This window comes from Enterobacillus tribolii, from assembly GCF_003363015.1.
In the GTDB taxonomy this organism is placed as follows: Bacteria; Pseudomonadota; Gammaproteobacteria; order Enterobacterales; family Enterobacteriaceae; genus Enterobacillus; species Enterobacillus tribolii.
In genome coordinates this window covers 387,214-410,548 of sequence record NZ_QRAP01000003.1, presented here as the reverse complement: position 1 = coordinate 410,548, position 23,335 = coordinate 387,214, and the positions used below count along the sequence as shown (strand labels likewise).

Annotated in this window: 23 protein-coding genes; 19 read left to right on the top strand and 4 right to left on the bottom strand. The window is 54.2% G+C overall.

Annotation, left to right across the window (positions count from 1 at the left end; genetic code table 11):
- The first annotated feature begins 6 nt into the window (after positions 1-6).
- The 18 genes from atpB (at position 7) to C8D90_RS09210 (ending at position 17,458) form a co-directional block, all read left to right on the top strand.
- Entirely contained in the window at positions 7-786 is a 780-nt protein-coding gene (gene atpB, locus C8D90_RS09295; protein WP_115458158.1) for a F0F1 ATP synthase subunit A, read from the top strand.
- A 45-nt stretch (positions 787-831) separates the two neighbouring features.
- Positions 832-1,071, top strand: a complete 240-nt coding sequence (atpE, locus tag C8D90_RS09290; protein WP_000429386.1) for a F0F1 ATP synthase subunit C — start codon at positions 832-834, stop codon at positions 1,069-1,071.
- Between the two features lie 63 nt (positions 1,072-1,134).
- A complete protein-coding gene (gene atpF, locus C8D90_RS09285) occupies positions 1,135-1,605 on the top strand; it encodes a F0F1 ATP synthase subunit B (RefSeq protein ID WP_115458157.1) in 471 nt (156 codons plus the stop codon).
- Positions 1,606-1,619: 14 nt separating this feature from the next.
- Positions 1,620-2,153, top strand: a complete 534-nt coding sequence (gene atpH / locus C8D90_RS09280) for a F0F1 ATP synthase subunit delta (RefSeq protein ID WP_115458156.1) — start codon at positions 1,620-1,622, stop codon at positions 2,151-2,153.
- A gap of 12 nt (positions 2,154-2,165) precedes the next feature.
- The gene (gene atpA, locus C8D90_RS09275) at positions 2,166-3,707 is read left to right on the top strand and encodes a F0F1 ATP synthase subunit alpha (protein WP_115458155.1); all 1,542 of its coding nucleotides are present in this window, start codon (positions 2,166-2,168) and stop codon (positions 3,705-3,707) included.
- Positions 3,708-3,764: 57 nt separating this feature from the next.
- The gene (gene atpG, locus C8D90_RS09270) at positions 3,765-4,628 is read left to right on the top strand and encodes a F0F1 ATP synthase subunit gamma (RefSeq protein WP_115458154.1); all 864 of its coding nucleotides are present in this window, start codon (positions 3,765-3,767) and stop codon (positions 4,626-4,628) included.
- 33 nt (positions 4,629-4,661) lie between these two features.
- Positions 4,662-6,044 (top strand): F0F1 ATP synthase subunit beta, encoded by a 1,383-nt coding sequence (gene atpD / locus C8D90_RS09265; protein WP_115458153.1) that lies wholly within the window; start codon positions 4,662-4,664, stop codon positions 6,042-6,044.
- Positions 6,045-6,063: 19 nt separating this feature from the next.
- A complete protein-coding gene (locus tag C8D90_RS09260) occupies positions 6,064-6,483 on the top strand; it encodes a F0F1 ATP synthase subunit epsilon (protein WP_115458152.1) in 420 nt (139 codons plus the stop codon).
- A 276-nt stretch (positions 6,484-6,759) separates the two neighbouring features.
- The gene (gene glmU / locus C8D90_RS09255) at positions 6,760-8,130 is read left to right on the top strand and encodes a bifunctional UDP-N-acetylglucosamine diphosphorylase/glucosamine-1-phosphate N-acetyltransferase GlmU (protein ID WP_115458151.1); all 1,371 of its coding nucleotides are present in this window, start codon (positions 6,760-6,762) and stop codon (positions 8,128-8,130) included.
- Positions 8,131-8,322: 192 nt separating this feature from the next.
- Complete coding sequence (gene glmS, locus C8D90_RS09250; protein WP_115458150.1) at positions 8,323-10,152, top strand: glutamine--fructose-6-phosphate transaminase (isomerizing); 1,830 nt, start codon at positions 8,323-8,325, stop codon at positions 10,150-10,152.
- Between the two features lie 158 nt (positions 10,153-10,310).
- On the top strand, positions 10,311-11,351 hold the full coding sequence (gene pstS, locus C8D90_RS09245) for a phosphate ABC transporter substrate-binding protein PstS (RefSeq protein WP_115458149.1): 1,041 nt from the start codon (positions 10,311-10,313) through the stop codon (positions 11,349-11,351).
- Between the two features lie 75 nt (positions 11,352-11,426).
- Complete coding sequence (pstC, locus tag C8D90_RS09240) at positions 11,427-12,398, top strand: phosphate ABC transporter permease PstC (RefSeq protein ID WP_115458148.1); 972 nt, start codon at positions 11,427-11,429, stop codon at positions 12,396-12,398.
- A 1-nt stretch (position 12,399) separates the two neighbouring features.
- Positions 12,400-13,287: a phosphate ABC transporter permease PstA gene (gene pstA, locus C8D90_RS09235; protein ID WP_115458147.1), complete on the top strand. Its 888-nt coding sequence runs from the start codon at positions 12,400-12,402 to the stop codon at positions 13,285-13,287.
- 54 nt (positions 13,288-13,341) lie between these two features.
- Positions 13,342-14,118 (top strand): phosphate ABC transporter ATP-binding protein PstB, encoded by a 777-nt coding sequence (gene pstB / locus C8D90_RS09230; protein WP_115458146.1) that lies wholly within the window; start codon positions 13,342-13,344, stop codon positions 14,116-14,118.
- A gap of 13 nt (positions 14,119-14,131) precedes the next feature.
- Positions 14,132-14,860 carry a phosphate signaling complex protein PhoU gene (phoU, locus tag C8D90_RS09225; protein WP_115458145.1) on the top strand — a complete coding sequence of 243 codons (729 nt, stop codon included), beginning with the start codon at positions 14,132-14,134 and terminating at the stop codon, positions 14,858-14,860.
- 211 nt (positions 14,861-15,071) lie between these two features.
- Positions 15,072-15,905 carry an ABC transporter substrate-binding protein gene (locus C8D90_RS09220; protein WP_115458144.1) on the top strand — a complete coding sequence of 278 codons (834 nt, stop codon included), beginning with the start codon at positions 15,072-15,074 and terminating at the stop codon, positions 15,903-15,905.
- A 70-nt stretch (positions 15,906-15,975) separates the two neighbouring features.
- Positions 15,976-16,716: an amino acid ABC transporter permease gene (locus tag C8D90_RS09215; protein WP_115458143.1), complete on the top strand. Its 741-nt coding sequence runs from the start codon at positions 15,976-15,978 to the stop codon at positions 16,714-16,716.
- 1 nt (position 16,717) lies between these two features.
- Entirely contained in the window at positions 16,718-17,458 is a 741-nt protein-coding gene (locus C8D90_RS09210; RefSeq protein ID WP_115458142.1) for an amino acid ABC transporter permease, read from the top strand.
- On the opposite strand, the gene yieH is transcribed toward C8D90_RS09210, so the two are convergent.
- Entirely contained in the window at positions 17,459-18,127 is a 669-nt protein-coding gene (yieH, locus tag C8D90_RS09205) for a 6-phosphogluconate phosphatase (RefSeq protein ID WP_115458141.1), read from the bottom strand.
- Between the two features lie 65 nt (positions 18,128-18,192).
- Complete coding sequence (gene adeD, locus C8D90_RS09200; protein WP_115458140.1) at positions 18,193-19,953, bottom strand: adenine deaminase; 1,761 nt, start codon at positions 19,951-19,953, stop codon at positions 18,193-18,195.
- 222 nt (positions 19,954-20,175) lie between these two features.
- Between adeD and C8D90_RS09195 the strand changes: the two genes are divergently transcribed.
- On the top strand, positions 20,176-21,513 hold the full coding sequence (locus C8D90_RS09195; RefSeq protein WP_115458139.1) for an NCS2 family permease: 1,338 nt from the start codon (positions 20,176-20,178) through the stop codon (positions 21,511-21,513).
- A 49-nt stretch (positions 21,514-21,562) separates the two neighbouring features.
- On the opposite strand, the gene C8D90_RS09190 is transcribed toward C8D90_RS09195, so the two are convergent.
- Together C8D90_RS09190 and C8D90_RS09185 are read right to left on the bottom strand one after the other, a co-directional pair.
- Entirely contained in the window at positions 21,563-22,540 is a 978-nt protein-coding gene (locus C8D90_RS09190) for a hypothetical protein (RefSeq protein ID WP_147291345.1), read from the bottom strand.
- Positions 22,541-22,710: 170 nt separating this feature from the next.
- Complete coding sequence (locus C8D90_RS09185) at positions 22,711-23,277, bottom strand: NADPH-dependent FMN reductase (protein WP_115458137.1); 567 nt, start codon at positions 23,275-23,277, stop codon at positions 22,711-22,713.
- Positions 23,278-23,335: the final 58 nt, after the last annotated feature.

Below are 23,335 nucleotides of genomic sequence, written 5' to 3'. Positions count from 1 at the left end.
GGCATCATGTCTGCAGGAGAAATCTCTACGCCGCAAGAGTATATCGGTCACCATCTGACACAGCTTCAGATCGGAACGGGCTTTTGGTCGATCAACATCGATTCGATGTTTTTCTCCGTAGTCCTGGGCCTGCTCTTTCTGGTGATTTTCCGCAAGGTGGCGAAGAACGCCACCAGCGGCGTTCCGGGTAAGTTACAGTGTGCGGTGGAAATGATCGTCGGTTTCGTCGACAACAGCGTACGTGATATGTACCACGGTAAGAGCAAGCTGATCGCCCCGCTGGGTTTGACGGTGTTCGTCTGGGTGTTCCTGATGAACCTGATGGATTTGCTGCCTATTGACCTGCTGCCGTACATCGGCGAGCACTTCCTGGGCCTGCCGGCGCTGCGCGTGGTACCGACTGCTGACGTTAACGTCACCTTGTCCATGGCGCTGGGCGTATTTATCCTGATTCTGTTCTACAGCATCAAAATGAAAGGCGTGGGCGGGTTCGTCAAAGAGCTGACCCTGCAGCCGTTCAATCATCCCGTATTTATTCCCATTAACCTGATTCTGGAAGGCGTCAGCCTGTTGTCCAAGCCGGTCTCTCTTGGTTTGCGACTGTTCGGTAACATGTATGCCGGCGAGCTGATTTTCATCCTGATTGCCGGTCTGTTGCCGTGGTGGTCACAGTGGTTGCTCAACGTTCCGTGGGCGATCTTCCATATTCTGATCATTACGCTACAAGCCTTTATCTTCATGGTTCTGACGATCGTCTATCTGTCGATGGCGTCTGAAGAGCATTAATTTCAACAACACTTGCGTTTAAACTGAAACAAACTGGAGACTGTCATGGAAAACCTGAATATGGATCTGCTGTACATGGCTGCCGCTGTGATGATGGGTTTGGCGGCAATCGGTGCTGCGATCGGTATCGGCATCCTGGGTGGTAAATTCCTCGAAGGTGCGGCTCGTCAGCCGGATCTGATTCCCCTGCTGCGTACACAGTTCTTTATCGTAATGGGTCTGGTGGATGCTATCCCGATGATCGCGGTTGGTCTGGGCTTGTACGTTATGTTTGCCGTGGCGTAGTCGGGTTTTGTCCCCTGCAACCGGAAACTCAAACTTATTAACTAATTTAAGAGGCATTGTGCTGTGAATCTTAATGCAACAATCCTCGGCCAGGCCATCGCGTTCGTCCTGTTTGTCTGGTTCTGCATGAAGTATGTATGGCCGCCGATTATGGCTGCCATTGAGAAGCGTCAGAAAGAAATTGCTGATGGTCTCTCCAGTGCGGAACGGGCTAAAAAAGACTTGGACTTAGCGCAAGCCAATGCGACCGACCAACTGAAAAAAGCGAAAGCGGAAGCCCAGGTGATCATTGAGCAAGCCAACAAGCGCAAAGCTCAGATCGTTGATGAAGCGAAAGCGGAAGCCGAGCTGGAACGCAATAAAATCGTAGCGCAGGCGCAGGCTGAAATCGACGCGGAGCGTAAGCGCGCCCGTGAAGAACTGCGTAAGCAGGTCGCTATGCTGGCGATTGCTGGCGCCGAGAAAATTATCGAACGTTCCGTGGATGAAGCTGCCAACAGCGACATCGTTGATAAACTGGTCGCTGAACTGTAAGGAGGGAGGGGCTGATGTCTGAATTTATCACGGTAGCTCGCCCCTACGCCAAAGCAGCTTTTGACTTTGCCGTTGAGCACAAGGATATAGCGCGCTGGCAGGATATGCTGGCGTTCTCTGCCGAAGTTACACGCAACGAAAGCGTTGCCGATATGCTGTCCGGGGCTCTGGCGCCGGAAACGCTGGCGAATACGTTCATCGAAGTGTGTGGCGATCAGCTCGACGAATCCGGCCGTAACCTGATTCGGGTCATGGCGGAAAACGGACGTTTGCAGGTTCTTCCTGAAGTGTTGCAGCAATTTATTGCGCTGCGTGATTCGCTGGAGGCCACGGTTGACGTGGAAGTCATTTCCTCGAAAACATTAAGTGACGAACAACTGGCAAAAATCAGCACGGCAATGGAAAAACGTCTGTCACGTAAAGTGAAGCTGAATTGCAAAATTGATAAGTCTGTCATTGCTGGTGTGGTGATCCGCGCGGGTGACATGGTGATCGACGGCAGCGTTCGCGGCCGTCTTGAGCGCCTGACAGACGTCTTGCAGTCTTAAGGGGACTGGAGCATGCAACTGAATTCCACCGAAATCAGCGAACTGATCAAGCAGCGCATTGCTCAGTTCAATGTGGTGAGCGAAGCTCACAACGAAGGTACTATCGTTTCCGTGAGTGACGGTATCATCCGTATTCACGGTCTGGCGGACGTCATGCAGGGCGAGATGATCGCATTGCCGGGCAACCGCTACGCTATCGCACTGAACCTGGAGCGCGACTCCGTAGGTGCGGTGGTCATGGGGCCGTACGCGGACCTGGCCGAAGGCATGAAAGTGAAGTGTACCGGCCGTATTCTGGAAGTGCCGGTCGGTCGTGGCCTGATGGGCCGCGTGGTAAACACCCTGGGTGAGCCGATTGACGGTAAAGGCCAGGTTGAGCACGACGGATTTTCTCCTGTAGAAATGATCGCGCCGGGCGTTATCGAACGTCAGTCCGTCGATCAGCCGGTACAGACCGGCTATAAGTCCGTTGACGCCATGATCCCGATCGGTCGTGGTCAGCGTGAGCTGATCATCGGCGACCGTCAGACCGGTAAAACCGCGCTGGCCGTCGACGCCATCATCAACCAGCGTGATTCCGGCATTAAGTGTATCTACGTCGCCATTGGTCAGAAAGCTTCTACCATTGCGAACGTGGTGCGCAAGCTGGAAGAACATGACGCGCTGGCTAACACCATCGTGGTTGTGGCTTCTGCTTCTGAATCCGCCGCGCTGCAATATCTGGCGCCGTACGCCGGTTGCGCGATGGGCGAATATTTCCGCGATCGCGGTGAAGATGCGCTGATTATTTATGATGACCTGTCCAAGCAGGCCGTCGCTTATCGTCAGATCTCCCTGCTGCTGCGTCGTCCGCCGGGACGTGAAGCATTCCCCGGCGACGTATTCTATCTCCACTCCCGCTTGCTGGAGCGTGCAGCGCGTGTTAACGCGGAATACGTTGAAAACTTCACCAAAGGTGAAGTTAAGGGACAGACCGGTTCTCTGACGGCGCTGCCGATCATTGAAACCCAGGCAGGTGACGTATCGGCGTTCGTTCCGACCAACGTTATCTCCATCACTGACGGTCAGATCTTCCTGGAATCCAACCTGTTTAACGCCGGTATCCGTCCTGCGGTAAACCCGGGTATTTCCGTATCCCGTGTGGGTGGCGCCGCTCAGACCAAGATCATGAAGAAACTGTCCGGCGGTATCCGTACCGCGCTGGCGCAGTACCGTGAACTGGCTGCGTTTTCTCAGTTTGCTTCCGATCTGGATGATGCTACCCGTAAACAGCTGAGCCACGGTCAGAAAGTTACCGAACTGCTGAAGCAGAAGCAGTATGCGCCGATGTCGGTCGCCCAGCAGTCGCTGGTGCTGTTCGCCGCCGAGCGTGGGTATCTGGAAGATGTGGAACTGGCTAAGATTGGCAGCTTCGAAGCCGCGCTGAACGCTTTCGTAGAACGCGAGCACGCCGAGCTGATGCAGCAGATCGACCAGACCGGCGCTTACAATGACGAAATCGAAGGCAAGCTGAAAGGCATCCTCGATTCCTTCAAAGCAACCCAGTCCTGGTAATGCCGCTACGGCCTGACGGGAAACCGGAAGGCCGTAAGGTTTTGAGGAGAAGCTGAGATGGCCGGCGCAAAAGAGATACGAAGCAAGATCGCCAGCGTGCAAAACACGCAAAAGATCACAAAAGCGATGGAGATGGTCGCCGCCTCCAAAATGCGTAAATCGCAGGATCGCATGGCGGCCAGCCGTCCGTATGCAGAGACCATGCGCAAGGTGATCGGTCATCTTGCGTTAGGAAATCTGGAGTATAAACACCCGTACCTGGAAGAGCGCGAAATCAAGCGCGTTGGGTATCTGGTGGTTTCTACCGACCGCGGCCTGTGTGGTGGTTTGAACATTAACCTGTTCAAAAAACTGCTGGTGGATATGAAAAGCTGGAGTGAAAAAAGCGTTCAGGTCGATCTGGCGCTGATTGGCTCCAAAGCAGTCTCTTTCTTCAGTTCTGTTGGCGGCAATGTTGTCGCTCAGGTAACTGGTATGGGGGATACCCCCTCCCTGTCCGAGCTGATCGGGCCGGTGAAAGTGATGCTGCAGGCTTATGACGAAGGGCGCCTGGACAAGCTGTATATCGTGAACAACAAGTTCATCAATACCATGTCCCAGGAGCCGCAGATCCTTCAGTTGTTACCGCTGCCACCGGCAGACGACAGCGAGTTGAAGAAGAAATCATGGGATTACCTGTACGAACCCGATCCTAAGGTGCTACTGGATACCCTGTTGCGCCGCTATGTGGAATCACAGGTTTATCAGGGCGTCGTGGAAAACCTGGCCAGTGAGCAGGCCGCACGTATGGTTGCGATGAAGGCAGCAACCGACAACGGCGGCAACCTGATCAAAGAGCTGCAGTTGGTTTACAACAAAGCTCGTCAGGCCAGCATCACTCAGGAGCTCACCGAGATTGTCTCGGGCGCTTCAGCGGTTTAAGGCTAGGTTTACGAATTACGTAGAGGATTCAAGATGGCTACTGGAAAGATTATCCAGGTTATCGGCGCTGTGGTGGACGTGGAGTTCCCGCAGGATGCCGTGCCGAAAGTGTATAACGCGCTTGAGGTGAAAGGCAGTGCCAGTAAGCTGGTACTGGAAGTTCAGCAGCAGCTGGGCGGCGGCGTTGTGCGCTGCATCGCGATGGGTTCTTCTGACGGCCTGCGCCGTGGTCTGGATGTTGAAGACCTGGATCACCCGATTGAAGTACCGGTGGGTAAAGCGACGCTGGGTCGTATCATGAACGTTCTGGGCGACCCGATCGACATGAAAGGCGACATCGGCGAAGAAGAGCGTTGGGCGATTCACCGCGCGGCGCCGAGCTATGAAGAGCTGTCAAACTCTCAGGAACTGCTGGAAACCGGTATCAAGGTAATGGATCTGATTTGCCCGTTCGCGAAGGGCGGTAAAATCGGTCTGTTCGGTGGTGCAGGTGTAGGTAAAACGGTAAACATGATGGAGCTGATCCGTAACATCGCGATCGAGCACTCCGGTTACTCCGTATTTGCCGGTGTTGGTGAACGTACCCGTGAAGGTAACGACTTCTACCACGAAATGACCGACTCCAACGTTCTGGATAAAGTATCCCTGGTATATGGTCAGATGAACGAGCCGCCGGGAAACCGTCTGCGCGTGGCATTGACCGGCCTGACCATGGCGGAGAAATTCCGTGACGAAGGCCGCGACGTTCTGCTGTTCATCGATAACATCTACCGTTATACCCTGGCCGGTACTGAAGTATCCGCACTGCTGGGCCGTATGCCTTCAGCAGTAGGTTATCAGCCGACGCTGGCGGAAGAGATGGGCGTACTGCAGGAACGTATCACCTCGACCAAAACCGGTTCTATCACCTCCGTACAGGCAGTATACGTACCGGCGGATGACTTGACTGACCCGTCTCCGGCAACCACCTTTGCTCACCTGGACGCAACCGTGGTACTGAGCCGTCAGATCGCATCCCTGGGTATCTACCCGGCCGTTGACCCGCTGGACTCCACCAGCCGTCAGCTGGATCCGCTGATTGTTGGTCAGGAACACTATGACGTAGCCCGTGGCGTACAGTCCATCCTGCAACGTTATCAGGAACTGAAAGACATCATCGCGATTCTGGGTATGGACGAATTGTCAGAAGACGACAAACTGGTCGTAGCCCGTGCGCGTAAGATCCAGCGTTTCCTGTCCCAGCCGTTCTTCGTGGCGGAAGTATTTACCGGTTCTCCGGGCAAGTTCGTATCACTGAAAGACACGATCCGCGGCTTTAAAGGGATTATGGACGGTGATTACGACCACCTGCCGGAGCAGGCGTTTTACATGGTTGGCACCATCGAAGAAGCCGTGGAAAAAGCCAAGAAAATGTAACGCCTGATAGGAGGGTGATATGGCTATGACTTACCATCTGGACGTCGTCAGCGCGGAGCAAAGAATGTTCTCCGGGCTGGTGCAAAAAATCCAGGTGACGGGTAGTGAAGGTGAACTGGGTATTTATCCCGGTCACGCCCCGCTGCTTACTGCCATTAAGCCTGGCATGGTGCGTATCGTTAAGCAGCACGGTGAGGAAGAGTATATCTACCTGTCCGGCGGCATCCTTGAGGTGCAGTCGAGCGCCGTTACCGTGCTGGTGGATACCGCCATCCGTGGTCTTGACCTCGACGAAGCGCGTGCGATGGAGTCTAAGCGTAAAGCGGAAGAACACATTCGCAACTCGCATGGCGATGTTGACTATGCTCAGGCATCGGCTGAACTGGCCAAAGCGATCGCGAAACTGCGCGTTATCGAATTGACCAAGAAAGTGATGTAAGCAGAAAATTGAGTAAAAAAGCGGCCGGAATGGCCGCTTTTTTTTATGCCGGAAATAAGCCTCGCATAACAAGAATACTCTTGTTTAACTCTCCTTAAACCGCGTTAAGATCGTCGTTATTCACCGACAGTTTTTCCCATTTTACTCAGAGTTATTTATTATCTGTGTATCCCGCAGCCGGTGCGGCCTGCGGACATTTTGTGTTGAAAAATATGTAGTAATTCTGTTAGCGAACAGGTTTACTTTGCCCATCAATTTGAATGAATCAGGTTGCTTATGTCGAACAATGCGTTGAGCGTGGTTATTCTTGCCGCTGGCAAGGGTACGCGTATGTATTCCGATCTCCCTAAAGTGTTGCATCCGCTGGCAGGAAAGCCGATGGTGCAGCACGTTATCGATACCGCTCTGGGGCTGGGCGCGCAGCATGTGCATCTGGTATACGGCCACGGCGGCGATCTGCTTAAGGAGAAGCTGGCAACGCAGCCGGTGAATTGGGTGTTGCAGGCCCAGCAATTGGGTACGGGGCACGCTATGCAGCAAGCAGCTCCCTATTTTGCCGACGACGAAGACGTATTGATGCTGTACGGCGACGTGCCGCTGATTTCCTCGGCAACGCTGGATCGCCTTCTGGCCGCCAAGCCGCAGGGCGGTATCGGCCTGTTGACCGTTAAGCTTGACGATCCCAGCGGCTATGGCCGTATCGTACGTGAGAACGGCACGGTAACGGGCATCGTAGAACATAAAGATGCCAGCGATGAGCAGCGCAAAATCAACGAGATCAATACCGGTATCCTGGTTGCGGCCGGGCGTGACTTAAAACGCTGGCTGGCCCTTCTGAACAATAACAACGCGCAGGGTGAGTTCTATATTACCGACATCATCGCGTTGGCGCATCAGGAAGGGAACCGCATTGAAGCTGTGCATCCTGACCGCCTGAGCGAGGTTGAAGGCGTGAATAACCGCCTGCAACTGGCGACGCTGGAGCGTGTATATCAGGCTGAACAAGCAGAGAAACTCCTGCTGGCCGGCGTGATGTTGCTGGATCCGGCCCGTTTTGATCTGCGCGGCGAACTGACTCACGGACGTGATATCACCATCGACAGCAACGTTATCATCGAAGGCAAGGTTACGCTGGGGGATCGCGTACGGATTGCCGCCGGTTGCGTGCTGAAGAACTGCGTGATCGGTGATGACTGTGAAATCAGCCCTTACAGCGTGATTGAAGATTCCACTCTGGCAGCGGAATGCACCGTCGGGCCGTTCGCCCGTCTGCGCCCGGGCGCTGAGCTGGCGCAGGGCGCCCATGTCGGCAACTTTGTCGAAATGAAGAAAGCTTACCTGGGCAAAGGTTCTAAAGCCGGACATCTCTCTTACCTGGGAGACGCCGAGATTGGCGATGACGTTAATATCGGGGCCGGTACCATTACCTGTAACTATGATGGTGCCAATAAATACAAAACCATCATCGGCGATGGCGTGTTTGTCGGCTCGGATACCCAACTGATCGCACCGGTCAGCGTGGGTAAAGGTTCTACCATTGCCGCCGGCACGACGGTGACGGACGACGTTGGTGACGACGAACTGATATTGAGCCGGGTGAAACAGGTTCACATTAAAGGCTGGCAGCGTCCGACCAAGAAAAAATAAGCGTTCAGCTTCCGGGGCTTCTGCGCTCCGGAAGGTTTTGCTTTGCGTCTTATCGTTATCAGGGCGTAAAGCAAAACATAATAACCCCAACTCTCTACAAGGCTCGGGGACCCCGGCAAAGCCGGAATCTGTCAGATCTACAGGCATCGTAAGGGTTTGCATCAACAAACCCCGATCAAGGAAATTAACACCATGTGTGGAATTGTTGGCGCAGTCGCGCAACGAGATATTGCTGAAATTCTGTTAGAAGGGTTACGCCGTCTGGAATACCGCGGTTATGACTCCGCAGGGCTGGCGGTTATCGATCAGCCGGGCCATATGCAGCGCATATGCCGGGTTGGTAAGGTTCAGTCCCTGGCGGACGCGGTAGAGAAAGAACCGATGGTCGGCGGCACCGGTATTGCCCATACCCGTTGGGCAACGCACGGCGAACCGACTGAGCAGAATGCGCATCCGCATATTTCTGAACATATTGCCGTGGTACATAACGGCATCATCGAAAACTATGAAGAGCTTCGTACCCAGCTCATCGAGCGTGGTTACCGTTTTGTGTCGGAAACCGACACCGAGGTAATTGCGCACCTGGTGCACTGGGAACAAAAACAGGGTGGCTCCCTGATTGAAGTGGTTCGCCGTTCTATTCTTCAACTGCGCGGGGCTTATGGCACCGTAGTGATGGACAGCCGCGATCCCAGTGTATTGGTTACCGCCCGCTCAGGCAGCCCGCTGGTGATTGGCTGTGGCGTAGGGGAAAACTTTATTGCTTCGGACCAACTGGCGCTGCTGCCGGTGACCCGTCGCTTTATCTTCCTGGAAGAGGGCGATATCGCGGAAGTTACCCGTCGTTCGGTGACGATTATCGATAAACTGGGTAATGAGGTCATTCGTCCGGAGATCGAGTCCAACGTTCAGTACGACGCTGGTGATAAGGGTGTATACCGCCACTACATGCAAAAAGAGATCTACGAGCAGCCGCAGGCGATAAAAAACACCCTGGAAGGGCGTTTCAGCCACGGTAAGATCGACTTCAGCGAGCTGGGTGAAAAAGCCGATGAGCTGCTGTCTAAAGTAGAGCATGTGCAGATCATCGCCTGTGGTACCTCATACCACTCCGGTATGGTGGCGCGTTACTGGTTTGAAGCGTTGGCCGGCGTGCCTTGTGACGTGGAAATCGCGTCGGAGTTCCGCTACCGCAAATCAGCAGTGCGCAAAAACAGCCTGATTATCACGCTGTCCCAGTCCGGTGAAACAGCAGATACCCTGGCGGCGTTGCGTTTATCCAAAGAGATCGGTTACCTGGGATCGCTGGCGATCTGTAACGTAGCCAGTTCCTCGCTGGTGCGTGAGTCCGATCTGGCGCTGATGACCAAAGCCGGCACGGAAATTGGTGTGGCCTCCACCAAGGCATTCACCACTCAGTTAACCGTATTGCTGATGCTGGTGGCGCGTATCGGTCGCCTGCACAGCATGCCGGAAGAGACGGAGCATGAAATTGTTCATGCGCTGCAGGCGTTGCCGAGCCGCATCGAGCAGCTTCTCTACCTGGACAAGGACATTGAAAGGCTGGCGGAATGCTTCCTGGATAAACATCATGCGTTGTTCCTCGGCCGTGGCGATCAGTACCCGATTGCCATGGAAGGGGCGCTCAAGCTGAAAGAGATTTCCTATATCCACGCGGAAGCTTACGCAGCCGGTGAACTGAAACACGGCCCGCTGGCGCTTATCGATTCCGATATGCCGGTGGTAGTGGTGGCGCCGAATAACGAACTGCTGGAAAAACTCAAATCCAACATTGAGGAAGTCCGCGCCCGCGGCGGCCAGCTTTACGTTTTCGCCGCGCAGGATACCGGTTTTACCAGCGGTGAAGGTATGACGATCATTTCGCTGCCGCACGTGGAAGAAATTGCCGCACCGATTTTCTATACCGTGCCGTTGCAGCTGCTCTCCTACCACGTTGCCCTGATTAAGGGAACGGACGTTGACCAGCCGCGTAACCTGGCGAAGTCGGTAACGGTAGAATAAAGCCTTACTTTACAGGCCCCTGACGGGGCCTGTTTTCTATCTATCAATTGTCATAAAACTGTCATATCCCATACATTTTACTGTCATCAAACTGCCTTATTTTCCCTCCTGCATCCTAATTAACCTGAAATACCAATAACGCTTCCCCAGGAGGGAATATGAAACTGATACGTACCACCGTAGCCGGAATCATGGCCGCGACCTGCTCTCTGACTGCTATGTCTGCATTCGCCGCTGCCAGCCTGACCGGTGCCGGTGCCACGTTTCCCGCGCCGGTTTATGCCAAGTGGGCAGATTCTTACCAAAAAGAAACGGGCAACAAGGTTAACTATCAAGGCATCGGCTCTTCCGGCGGCGTGAAGCAAATCACCGCCAAAACCGTAGACTTCGGCGCTTCCGATGCACCTCTGACTGACGACAAACTGGCGGCTGACGGCCTATTCCAGTTTCCTACCGTGATCGGCGGCGTTGTGCTGGCGGTTAACGTTCCGGGCCTGAAGTCCGGCGAACTGGTGCTGGACGGCCAGACCCTGGGTGATATCTATCTGGGTAATATCAAAAAATGGAATGACCCGGCTATCACCAAACTGAACCCAGGAGTAAAACTGCCGGATCAGAACATCGCCGTAGTACGTCGCGCTGACGGTTCCGGCACCTCATACGTTTTCACCAGCTACCTGGCGAAAGTTAACGCACAGTGGAAAGACAAGATCGGCGCGGGCACCACGGTAAACTGGCCGACCGGTTTGGGCGGCAAGGGGAACGATGGCGTGGCAGCGTTTGTACAGCGTTTGCCGGGCTCCATCGGTTACGTGGAGTACGCCTACGCCAAGCAGAATAAGCTGGCTTACACCAAACTGGTTTCTGCTGACGGCCATGCGGTCAGCCCGGATGAAACCAGCTTCAGCAACGCCGCCAAAGGCGCGGACTGGAGCAAAACGTTCGCTCAGGACCTGACTAACCAGAAGGGCGACAACGTATGGCCGATCACCTCAACCACCTTCATTTTGGTTCACAAAGCGCAAAGCAAACCGGAGCAGGGCGTTGAAGTGCTCAAGTTCTTTGACTGGGCTTACAAAAACGGCGGTAAACAGGCTAATGAACTGGATTACGCCACGCTGCCTGAGTCCGTTATTGAGCAGATCCGCGCCGCCTGGAAAACCAGCGTAAAAGACAGCAGCGGTAAAGCACTTTACTGATGATGTTGTCCGGCGCGCTTCCCGGTGGGAAGGCGCCGGAAAAACCACACCTATCCGTTAAAGAAAGAGAAGCTCATGGCTGATTATCCGCTACCAAAAAAACAGCCGACGATAAAAGCGCCGGGAAAGAATGGCGATGTTATTTTTAGCGCGCTGGTAAGGCTGGCTGCGCTGATTACCCTTTTATTATTGGGCGGTATCATCATTTCGCTGATTTTCGCCTCGGTACCCAGTTTTCAAAAATTCGGGCTGGCTTTCCTCTGGACCAAAGAGTGGGACGCCCCCGCCGAACAATTCGGCGCCCTGGTGCCGATTTACGGCACCCTGATGACCTCGCTTATTGCCCTGATTATCGCCGTGCCGGTGAGTTTCGGTATTGCCCTGTTTCTTACCGAACTGGCGCCGGGATGGCTTAAGCGTCCGCTTGGTGTAGCGATTGAGCTGCTGGCGGCGATCCCCAGCATCGTGTACGGCATGTGGGGGCTGTTTGTTTTCGCGCCGTTGTTTGCCGAATATTTCCAGACCCCGCTGGGCAACGTACTTTCCGGCATTCCCATCGTCGGCGAGCTGTTTTCCGGCCCGGCGTTCGGCATCGGCATTCTCGCCGCCGGGGTCATTTTGGCAATCATGATCATTCCCTACATTGCGGCGGTGATGCGCGATGTGTTCGAACAAACGCCGGTGATGATGAAAGAGTCGGCCTATGGCATCGGCTGTACCACCTGGGAAGTCATCTGGCGCATCGTGCTGCCTTACACCAAGAACGGGGTAATCGGCGGCATCATGCTGGGGCTGGGGCGCGCGCTGGGTGAAACCATGGCGGTGACCTTCGTCATCGGCAATACCTACCAGCTCGACAGCGCCTCGTTGTTTATGCCCGGTAACAGCATCACGTCCGCACTGGCGAATGAATTTGCCGAAGCAGAGTCCGGCCTGCACACTTCCGCACTGATGGAGTTGGGGCTGATTCTGTTCGTGATTACTTTCATCGTGTTGGCTTTATCAAAGCTGATGATCCTGCGTCTGGCAAAGAATGAAGGGCGTTAACATGGCGACGATGGATATGCAAAACGCACAAGTAGTGGACGATTCCCGCCGCAAGATGCAGGCATGGCGGCGCAATAAAAACCGCATTGCCCTGATGATGTCGATGGCGACCATGGCCTTCGGTCTGTTCTGGTTAATCTGGATCCTGGTATCCACCGTGACCCGCGGCATGGACGGTATGTCGCTGGCGCTGTTTACCGAAATGACGCCGCCGCCGAACACAGCGGGCGGCGGGCTGGCGAATGCGCTGGCGGGCAGCGGCCTGTTGATCCTGTGGGCGACCGTATTTGGTACGCCGCTTGGCATCATGGCCGGCATTTATCTGGCGGAGTACGGGCGTAAATCCTGGCTGGCTTCCGTCACCCGGTTTATCAACGATATTTTGCTTTCCGCGCCGTCTATCGTCGTCGGGCTGTTCGTTTACACCATCGTGGTGGCGAAAATGCAGCACTTCTCCGGCTGGGCGGGCGTGATTGCCCTGGCGCTGTTGCAGATCCCGATCGTTATCCGTACGACGGAAAACATGCTCAAACTGGTGCCCGATAGTCTGCGTGAAGCGGCCTATGCGTTAGGTACGCCAAAGTGGAAGATGATTTCCGCCATTACGCTGAAGGCGTCCGTGTCGGGCATTCTCACCGGCGTGTTGCTGGCGATTGCCCGCATCGCCGGGGAAACCGCGCCGCTGTTGTTTACGTCCCTGTCCAATCAGTTCTGGAGCACGGACATGATGCAGCCGCTGGCTAACCTGCCGGTAACGATTTTCAAATTCGCGATGAGTCCGTTCTCCGAATGGCAGCAACTGGCCTGGGCCGGCGTACTGTTGATTACGTTGTGCGTGTTGTTGCTGAACATTCTGGCGCGCGTGCTGTTCGCTAAAAAGAAATACTAAATAAATTTGCGGCGTGGCTGCGGCGGCGCCCGGAAAGAAAAGAGAGACGACGATATGAGCATGGCTATTGACATGACTTCCAGCAAAATTCAGGTGCGCGATCTGAATTTCTATTACGGTAAATTCCACGCGCTGAAGAACATTTCCCTGGATATCGCCCGTAACCAGGTTACGGCATTCATCGGCCCTTCCGGCTGTGGGAAATCAACGCTGCTGCGTACCTTCAACAAGATGTTCCAGCTTTACCCCGAACAGCATGCAGAAGGTGAAATCCTGCTGGACGGCAAAAATATCCTGACCGACAGCCAGGATGTCGCCCTGCTGCGCGCGAAAGTGGGCATGGTGTTCCAAAAGCCGACGCCGTTTCCGATGTCAATTTATGACAACATCGCTTTTGGCGTGCGCCTGTTTGAAAAGCTTTCCCGCGCTGACATGGATGAACGCGTACAGTGGGCGCTGACCAAGGCGGCGCTGTGGAACGAGTCAAAGGATAAGCTGCATCAGAGCGGTTACAGCCTTTCCGGGGGCCAGCAACAGCGCCTGTGCATCGCCCGCGGTATCGCCATTCGTCCGGAAGTGTTGCTGCTGGATGAGCCTTGCTCAGCGCTGGACCCGATTTCTACCGGCAAAATTGAAGAGCTGATTACCGAGCTGAAGCAGGATTACACCGTGGTGATCGTCACCCATAACATGCAGCAGGCGGCGCGTTGCTCCGATCACACCGCGTTTATGTACCTCGGGGAGTTGATTGAGTTTAAAGATACTGACACCCTGTTTACGTCGCCTGCGAAGAAGCAAACTGAAGACTACATCACTGGCCGCTATGGTTGATGAGAGAGATAAGATGGATAACCTGAACTTAAACAAGCATATTTCCGGCCAGTTCAATGCGGAACTGGAGCATATCCGTACCCAGGTGATGCGCATGGGCGGATTGGTGGAGCAACAGCTGACCGACGCCATCACTGCGATGCACAATCAGGACGCCGAGCTGGCTAAGCGCGTTATCGAAGGCGACAGTAAGGTCAACATGATGGAGGTCGCTATTGATGAGGCCTGCGTGAAAATTATCGCCAAGCGGCAGCCTACCGCCAGCGATTTGCGCCTGGTGATGGCGATAATCAAAACGATTTCCGAGCTGGAGCGCATCGGCGACGTGGCGGATAAAATTTGCCGTACCGCGCTGGAAAAGTTTTCCCAGCAGCATCAGCCGCTGCTGGTCAGCCTGGAGTCGCTGGGGCGTCATACCGTTCAGATGCTGCATGATGTACTGGACGCCTTTGCGCGTATGGATTTGGACGAGGCGATCCGTATCTACCGTGAAGACAGGAAGGTTGATCAGGAATATGAAGGCATCGTGCGTCAGCTGATGACCTACATGATGGAAGACTCTCGCACCATTCCCAGCGTACTGACCGCGCTGTTCTGCGCCCGCTCCATTGAGCGCATCGGCGATCGCTGCCAAAATATCTGCGAATTTATTTTTTATTTCGTCAAAGGGCAGGATTTCCGTCATCTTGGCGGCGATGCGCTGGACAGACTCCTGGCTAAGGACAACAACCCGTCCACATAACATTCTGTTTTAAGAATAAGATGGGGCATTAATCATATGTAAAAGCCCCCGGACGCCGCTAATTTGCTGGTTTCCGGGGGCTTTTCTTATTGATGAAACCAAAGGTTATATTCATATCATTTTATATTATTTCCGGCTCTATGCATGCTGAGCGTAAGTTACCTGAACTGTCCGCAGATAATTACTGAACATCAGAGAGTTAGGAGCCTTCATGAAAAGATTCGCATTATCCGTCACCCTGCTGGCCGGGTTGATCGGCGTATCCGGCCTGGCGCAGGCCGACAAGCTTGATGACATTCAAAAAGCGGGCGTGGTTAAAATCGCCGTGTTTGACAGCAATCCGCCGTTCGGCTTTGTTGATCCGCAAACGCACAAGCTGGTGGGTTATGACGTAGATGTGGCGAATGAAATCGGCAAAGCGCTGGGCGTGAAGGTTGAGCTGCGCCCGACGAACCCAGCTAACCGGATTCCGCTGCTGGTGTCTAAAAAGGTGGATCTGATTGCCGCTAACTTCACTATTACCGCTGAACGGGCGAAAGAGGTGAACTTTAGCGAACCCTATTTCCGTACCGGACAGAAATTTATTGCCCGCAAAGGCGTGCTGAAGCAACCCGATGATATCGCCAAGCTGCGTATCGGCGCGGATAAAGGCACGGTACAGGAAATTACCCTGCGTAATAAGTACCCCGACGCGAAGGTGATTTCTTATGACGATACGCCGCTGGCTTTCGCCGCGCTGCGTAACGGTAACGTACAGGCCATAACGCAGGACGACGCCAAACTGGTTGGTTTGCTGGCGAACGTGCCGGAAGCGCAGAAGGCGGATTTTGAAATTTCCCCTTTCAGCATCACCAAAGAGTATCAGGGCATCGGTTTGCCGAAGGGCGAGGATCGGTTGACCGGCAAGGTTAATGAGGTATTGAATGGCCTCGAAAGCTCCGGCGAGCTGGTGAAGATTTACGACCGTTGGTTCGGGCCGGATACCAAGTCAGCCCAGCCGCGTGGTGATTTTAAAGTCGCGCCGGTGGATGTCAGTAAGCTGTAACCGACGCGGTTAGCCGGTTTTCCTCTGTTGCGCAGCGTAAGGCTGCGCATTTTACGTTTCAGGCAACGCCATGAATTGGGACTCGTTTTACGCATGGGTGCTCGCTCCGCAGTATCTGGAGTGGTTGTGGTCCGGCTTTCTTATTACGCTGGTCATTTCCGTCTGCGCCATTTTCTTTTCCACCTTGCTGGGGCTGGCGCTTGCCGCCCTGCGTGACAGCAACCACCGCGGTTTAAGCCTGCCCGTGGTGGCTTACAGTTCGGTATTTCGCAATACGCCGCTGTTGGTACAACTGTTCTTCTGGTATTTCGGCGCAGGTCAGCTGCTGCCGTCCGGGTTAATGCAGTGGCTGAATACGCCCCATGAGCAGATCATCGCCGGGTGGACGCTGGCCTGGCCGTCGTTTGAGTTTCTGGCCGGATTGTTCGGGCTGACGCTTTACTCTGCGGCTTTTGTCGCTGAAGAAATCCGAGCCGGCGTGCGCGGTGTGGCGCGCGGGCAGAAATATGCCGCTCAGGCGCTGGGGTTGAGCGCCTGGCAAAGCATGCGTTACGTGGTGTTGCCGCAGGCAGTTAAAATCGCTTTACCGCCGTTGCTCGGGCAGTACATGAATATCATTAAAAACTCATCGCTGACGATGGCGATCGGCGTAGCTGAGCTGTCATATGCCTCACGCCAGGTGGAAACCGAAACGCTGAAAACTTTCCAGGCTTTTGGCGTGGCAACCCTGTTGTATGTACTGATTATCGCGCTGATGGAAGGTTGGGGAATGTGGCATCAGCAGCGTCGCCGGGTGAGGGGGAATTACTGAGATGGACTTTACCGTTATTCATGACAACCTCGGCTATATGCTGTGGGGGCAATACCCTGACGGTCCGCTGGGCGGCGCGGCGCTGACGCTGGTTATCAGCCTGATTGCCGGCGTTGCGTCGGCGCTGTTGGGCACGTTGCTGGGGATTTTGCTGGCGATGTCGCGCGGCTGGGTGAGTGGTCTGCTGGCGATGGTGCTTGGCTTTTTCCGCGCTATCCCGGTTATCATGCTGATTTTCTGGACTTACTTTCTGCTGCCCATCGTATTTGGCGTGGATATTCCCGAAATCACTACCGTTGTGTGCGCGCTGACGCTGATTGCCTCCGCGTATCTGGCCCATGCGGTCAGCGCCGGCATTACGGCGATCGGTGGCGGCCAGTGGCAGGCCGGGCTTTCCCTGGGTTTTAATCGCTGGCAGGTGCTGTGGTTCGTGGTGTTGCCGCAGGCGCTGCGGATGATGGTGCCTTCTTTTATTAATCAGTGGATTGCGTTAATTAAAGACACGTCGCTGGCCTATATCGTCGGCGTGGGCGAGCTGACCTTCCTTGCTACGCAGGTGAATAACCGCAGCATGGTTTATCCCATGGAAGTTTTCCTGTTTGTTGCCGCCGTTTACTTCGTGATGTGTCTGCTGCTGGACGTGGTGGCAAGCGGATTAAACCGGCGTTTTGCTCCCGCCGGCGTAAAAACGGAAAGCCGGCGGCGCTGGTGGCAGAATAAGCCGGCAATGCCGGCGAGCTGATTAGCCGGTGGTAAGCGACCACCCCTTTTCTTTCCACAATGCCGGCAGTTCGCGCAGATCGTGGAAGGTAGTGACCAGCGGGTGATCGATGGGCGGATTATGCTCGTCGGCGCAGAAATAGAACACCGGCATTCCGGCGGCGATGCCGGCATGTGCGCCGTGTGGCGAGTCATCAACCAGAATGCATTCACTGACGTTGACGCCCATGCCTTTTGCCGCGTAGTACATCAGATCCGGCTCAGGCTTCCAGCTCTGAATGTCGTATCCGCTGTAAAGATGATCGCCGAAGTAGTGCAGCATGCCGGTCATTCCCAGCGAGTGTTGCATTTTGCTTACCGGCCCGTTTGAGGTGATGCACATGGGGACATTTACCTGCGCCAACAGCTCGTCGGCATGTGCAATGGCTTCAAGTTCGGTGTCAAACAAGCGGGCGACTTCCTGACGGTACAGCACTTCCAGCTCATCCTGCGTGGCCGTAAACGGATGGCGGGCGCGCACCCGATCGATGATTTCGTACAGCTTGATGCCTTTGAACTCTTTAAACGTTTGCTCCAGCGGTAAATGTACGCCGTAATGTGCAAACATATGGACATATGCCTTGCTGCACAGTAATTCGCTGTCAACCAGGGTGCCGTCACAGTCGAAGAAAATGCAGTTCACTTGTTTCACGGTATTTCCTTGTCAGTCAGGCGGATCGCCAGAGGGACGATCCGCGGGCTAAACCAAGGTCCATTCTAAACCGTTGTTTCAATAAAATGAAACCGTGTCACATCAAATAACCCTAAACTAGTGAGTTTTAATGACGGAATGACCGGCAGCGACAAAAACGCCATTTGGATAAAGGGTTCGTCCAGTGTTACCCCACATGTGCGGCAGGCGGCTTTGAGTGAATCAATGGCATCCGCAATTTCAGCGGCGGAGCGGTCACTCACCAATCCTGCAATCGGCAGGGGTAAATGGCTTTGCACTTCTCCGTCATAGACGACGCATAGCCCGCCGCCGCCGGATATCAGCCGGTTTACCGCTAACGCCATCTCTGCTGCATTTTGGCCGATAACCACCAGGTTGTGACTGTCGTGGCTGACGCTGGCCGCCATGGCGCCTTTGGTCAGCCCGAACCCCTGCAATAGCCCCAGCGCCGGGGGAAGGTTTTTGCCATAGCGCTCCATGACGGCAATCCGGCTTATATCCGGGCTATCAAAACGTTTACCGTCCCATGCGACGTCCAGATTATGGGTAATCAGCTCATTGGCGACGATTTGAATTGCGTGATAATGTTTGCCCGCCTGCAACGGCAGCGTAAGATCCTGCGCACTGAGCGGATGACGATCGATGGTGTTATGCAGGGGAGGATTGCTTGCTGCCTGGCGGGACGCACAGCCGTCACGCAATTGTTCCGGCTCCACCGTGCGTCCACCAGCAATCACCCGGCGGATTTTCACCTGACGAACGTCGTCCAACAAGACGATATCCGCTTTTTTACCGGGAGCAATCAGCCCCAAACGCCGCAGGCCGAAATGCTGCGCCGGCGACCAACTGGCAACACGATAGGCAACGTGCGGCGCAACGTGGTATTGCTGGATCAGGCGACGGATCATCGAATCAATATGGCCTTCATGGGCAATCTCCCACGGGTTACGGTCATCGGTACACAGCATGCATTGCGGGCTGCTGAATTCGGTAACCAGCGGCGCCAGCGCGTTCAGGTTACGTGCGGCAGAGCCTTCGCGAATCATCAGCGCCATGCCCAGTGAGAGCTTCTCCCTGCCTTCCTCGGCCGCCAGCGTCTCATGGCAGTTTTCGATACCGGCGGCGATATAGGCATTCAGGGATTTACCGCTCAGCATCGGGCAATGGCCGTCCAGCGTCAGATCGCGGAAAGCGTCCAGTTTATCCAGCGTCGCGGCATCGCCGGCAATAACGGCGGGGTAGTCCATCATTTCCGCTAAGCCGAGCACGTGGGGATGGTTACGGTAACGCAGCATCCGCTCCAGGGGAAATTCCGCGCCGTTGACGTCGCTGCCCGCTAAAGCCGGTACGCAGGAACTGATTTGAATAAACTGATTCTGCTGCGCCTGCTCTGCGCAACGCAAAAACCACTCCAGCCCCTCCTCCCCCATAACGTTAATAATTTCATGAGGATCACAGACGATACTGGTGACGCCGAGCGGCAACGTAGCGCTCTCAAACGCCATCGGCGTCATCATACTGGACTCAATATGCAGATGCGCGTCAATGAAACCGGGCACCGCCACGGCGCCGCCGGCGTCAATGCGTTCTATAGCCGGCGCGCCTTCGTAATCCGGACCGATACCGGCGACGGACTCTCCGCTGATAACGATCGGGCCGGGAATATCGCCGCCGTTAATCACATCAAGAATACGGACATTCTCGATAATGACATCCGCAGGTCTTTCTCTGCGGGAAACGGCTAAAAGTGCAATCATGTCTTCGCGCGAAAGCGATTGCGTTCGGCGCGATGTTTTATCATTCATCGTGTTTTTCTCTATTTGATAATAAAATTATCAATTTGATATTTAAGGATATTATCGTTGATTTTGAGTTTAGCGCGTGAAATGAAACTGTCAGTGTGAGGCCGCTCAATTAATTTAGAAACAAACAAACGGTAAAAAAAGATTTGTGACGAGCATCAATATTGACAACTTTTGGTATAGGATACCCTCCCAAAGCCAATATCCACTCGGATTTTAAACAGTATGAATAATTCATCCATTACCCCAGCTCAGGGTCAGGGACTGTTCGAGCGCTTGTTTAAACTACAGGAACACGGTACGACCGTACGTACGGAAGTGATCGCTGGCCTGACGACCTTTTTAACGATGGTTTACATTGTGTTCGTCAACCCGCAGATCCTCGGCGTTGCGGGAATGGACACCCAGGCAGTATTCGTTACTACCTGCATTATCGCTGCTTTCGGCAGTATTTTTATGGGGCTGCTGGCTAACCTGCCGGTTGCGCTGGCGCCGGCGATGGGCCTGAACGCATTCTTTGCTTTTGTGGTCGTGAGCGCCATGGGGTTGTCCTGGCAGGTGGGGATGGGCGCGATTTTCTGGGGCGCCGTCGGCCTGTTTTTGCTGACGCTGTTCCGTATCCGTTACTGGATGATCGCGAATATTCCGCTTAGCCTGCGCGTGGGGATAACCAGCGGTATCGGTTTGTTTATCGCCATGATGGGGCTGAAAAACGCCGGTATCATCATCCCTAACAAAGATACGCTGGTGATGATCGGCAACCTGGCTTCCCACGAAGTGCTGCTGGGGGCGCTGGGCTTCTTTATCATCGTAATTTTAGCTTCGCGCAATATTCATGCGGCGGTGCTGATTTCCATCGTCGTTACTACGCTGATTGGCTGGGCGTTGGGCGATGTGCATTACAGCGGTATTTTCTCCATGCCGCCCAGCGTGAGCAACGTGGTGGGTCAGGTGGATCTGATGGGCGCGTTGGATATCGGGCTGGCCGGGGTGATTTTCTCCTTTATGCTGGTTAACCTGTTCGACTCTTCCGGCACCCTGATCGGCGTGACCGATAAAGCGGGCCTGGCGGACAGCGAAGGGAAATTCCCGCGCATGAAGCAGGCGCTGTTTGTAGACAGCATCAGCTCCGTCGTCGGTTCGTTTATCGGCACCTCCTCCGTAACCGCCTATATTGAAAGCACATCGGGTGTTTCCGTGGGCGGACGTACCGGGCTGATGGCTGTCGTAGTCGGTATTTTGTTCCTGCTGGTGATGTTCCTGTCGCCTTTGGCGGGAATGGTGCCGTCTTATGCCGCCGCCGGGGCGTTGATTTACGTCGGCGTGCTGATGACCTCCAGCCTGGCGCGCGTGAAGTGGAGCGACTTAACGGAATCCGTTCCGGCTTTTATCACCGCGGTGATGATGCCGTTCAGCTTCTCGATTACTGAAGGTATTGCCCTGGGCTTTATTGCTTATTGCATTATGAAGCTGGGAACCGGACGCTGGCGTGAAATTAGTCCGTGCGTGGTTGTGGTAGCGCTGTTGTTTATACTGAAGATTGTATTCGTTGACGCACACTGAGTGCTGCGGGCGGGAATGAGAGGGAAAGATCGCGAGGTCTTTCCTTTTTTTATGAGTCGCGGTGAATATTGGGCGCGGCCGGCATATTACCCGTGCCGGTGAGCCACATCAGCGGGTGATAAAAACGCTCGTTCCAAAGCTTCATGTTATCCGCGTCAGCCGTGTAGCGGCCTTCGTAGACATGGTTGTGAGGCGTAAAAATACGCTTGAAGTTGCTGATGTAATCCCGGGACAGCGATTCCTGCTCGTTGAACGTGACAAAAAACAACCTCTTGTCTTTAGCGTCCGTGTGACTTTCTGACTTTATCTTTCCGTAGGGGGAGATGATCATCCCTCCGGCATAATCCTTGGGATACTTAGCCAACAGATTCGCGGCGTGCAGGGCTCCTTGCCCGCGGCCGATCAAATACACCTGCCGGCGGTTCAGCGGTGTTTTCTGCGCTACCTCCGTCAGGCTGTTCTGCACCGCCTGCTGCGTGCTTTCTGCATTGTACGTTGACCAGCGGAAAGAGTTCTCGGACAGCATTTGCGTGCCGTTGATTTCGATGTAAACGTAACCCATTTGCCGGTAAAACGCTTTTTTATCATCGTTGACGCGCGCCGAGTCGCCGAAGTTATGCAGGTAGATGATAACCGGCCAGCCGTTTGGCGGCGCTTTACCGGACGGTACGGTATCAAACGATTTAGCTTCGTAGCGCTGTGCCTGCTGCTGATAACGCTCTTTGGTTTCTGCCAACACCTGCTGGAATATTGCAGAGTCGCGCATATTGTTGAACGCGGGATCTTCCAGCAGATTGTAGTAATACCATAACCCGCGCTGAGAACTCATTTTCAGGTAACGTTCCGCCATTTCACGTTGGCCTTTTGATGCCAGCGCCGACGCTAACTGGTAAGGCGCCCAACTGTTTTTATCATCTTCACGAATGATCGTGAGGTAGAGCGTAATGGCTTCCAGCTGGTTGTCTTCTTGCTGGGAAATGGTCGGCGGCTTCAGCGTTGAGCGGGATGAATGTAAAGATGGAGGCAAAGGCAAGGGTTGTTCCGGCTCGGGTGCGCCGAAAGCATAGTTGTAGGGTAGGAAAATTCCTAGAAGTCCTACTAAAAGAAAAAAGATCAAAAAATTAAATTTCATGATGAAACCGAACTACACAGTCCCTTGCAATAACGAACGCCCCGAACCGGGGCGTTCGTTAGATCTTAACCGACGCGGCGGATGTAGTCTGCAAAAACTGAAAGTTGTTTGCCAAGGAATTCAATAGTTGCAACATCGGTCAGTTTGCCGCGTTGTTCATCCACTTTGCTTTGTATCACTCCGCCCATAAATTCGGGCTTATTCATAACGTAGGCATCCAGGAATACCAGTATCTGGCGCAGATGATACTGGCAGCGCGCTCCGCCTACCGGCCCCATGGAGCATGTCTGGATTGCCACGGGTTTCCCTGCCAGGGGTTGTTCGGGAAGACGGGAAATCCAGTCAATCGCGTTCTTCAACCCACCAGGCACGGAATAGTTGTACTCCGGCGTAACAATAATAACGCCATCTGCTTCGCGGATCTTCTGCGCAATCTCTTCAATGCGTGTAGGAAAACCGCTCTCTTGCTGCAAATCGGCATCATACAGAGGGATGTCACGGATAGAAGGCAATGCTTCAATGATCACTCCCGCTGGTGCCAGTTCCGGCAATGTGTCAGCGACGATACCATTGTATGAGGCTTTGCGCAGACTACCAAGTAAAGTAACAATTTTCAGTGGAGTCGTAGACATGAAATTTCTCCATTTCTGTAAAAGTACGTGCCGGTGATTTGTTGTTAAATATTTTAAA

Coding starts and splice junctions, on each gene's coding strand:
- atpG (WP_115458154.1), top strand. CDS start 3,765: ATGGCCGGCGCAAAAGAGATACGAAGCAAGATCGCCAGCGTGCAAAAC.
- atpD (WP_115458153.1), top strand. CDS start 4,662: ATGGCTACTGGAAAGATTATCCAGGTTATCGGCGCTGTGGTGGACGTG.
- C8D90_RS09195 (WP_115458139.1), top strand. CDS start 20,176: ATGAATAATTCATCCATTACCCCAGCTCAGGGTCAGGGACTGTTCGAG.
- phoU (WP_115458145.1), top strand. CDS start 14,132: ATGGATAACCTGAACTTAAACAAGCATATTTCCGGCCAGTTCAATGCG.
- C8D90_RS09210 (WP_115458142.1), top strand. CDS start 16,718: ATGGACTTTACCGTTATTCATGACAACCTCGGCTATATGCTGTGGGGG.
- glmU (WP_115458151.1), top strand. CDS start 6,760: ATGTCGAACAATGCGTTGAGCGTGGTTATTCTTGCCGCTGGCAAGGGT.
- glmS (WP_115458150.1), top strand. CDS start 8,323: ATGTGTGGAATTGTTGGCGCAGTCGCGCAACGAGATATTGCTGAAATT.
- pstB (WP_115458146.1), top strand. CDS start 13,342: ATGAGCATGGCTATTGACATGACTTCCAGCAAAATTCAGGTGCGCGAT.
- atpH (WP_115458156.1), top strand. CDS start 1,620: ATGTCTGAATTTATCACGGTAGCTCGCCCCTACGCCAAAGCAGCTTTT.
- pstA (WP_115458147.1), top strand. CDS start 12,400: ATGGCGACGATGGATATGCAAAACGCACAAGTAGTGGACGATTCCCGC.
- C8D90_RS09215 (WP_115458143.1), top strand. CDS start 15,976: ATGAATTGGGACTCGTTTTACGCATGGGTGCTCGCTCCGCAGTATCTG.
- pstC (WP_115458148.1), top strand. CDS start 11,427: ATGGCTGATTATCCGCTACCAAAAAAACAGCCGACGATAAAAGCGCCG.
- C8D90_RS09185 (WP_115458137.1), bottom strand. CDS start 23,277: ATGTCTACGACTCCACTGAAAATTGTTACTTTACTTGGTAGTCTGCGC.
- pstS (WP_115458149.1), top strand. CDS start 10,311: ATGAAACTGATACGTACCACCGTAGCCGGAATCATGGCCGCGACCTGC.
- atpB (WP_115458158.1), top strand. CDS start 7: ATGTCTGCAGGAGAAATCTCTACGCCGCAAGAGTATATCGGTCACCAT.
- atpE (WP_000429386.1), top strand. CDS start 832: ATGGAAAACCTGAATATGGATCTGCTGTACATGGCTGCCGCTGTGATG.
- C8D90_RS09260 (WP_115458152.1), top strand. CDS start 6,064: ATGGCTATGACTTACCATCTGGACGTCGTCAGCGCGGAGCAAAGAATG.
- adeD (WP_115458140.1), bottom strand. CDS start 19,953: ATGAATGATAAAACATCGCGCCGAACGCAATCGCTTTCGCGCGAAGAC.
- C8D90_RS09220 (WP_115458144.1), top strand. CDS start 15,072: ATGAAAAGATTCGCATTATCCGTCACCCTGCTGGCCGGGTTGATCGGC.
- atpA (WP_115458155.1), top strand. CDS start 2,166: ATGCAACTGAATTCCACCGAAATCAGCGAACTGATCAAGCAGCGCATT.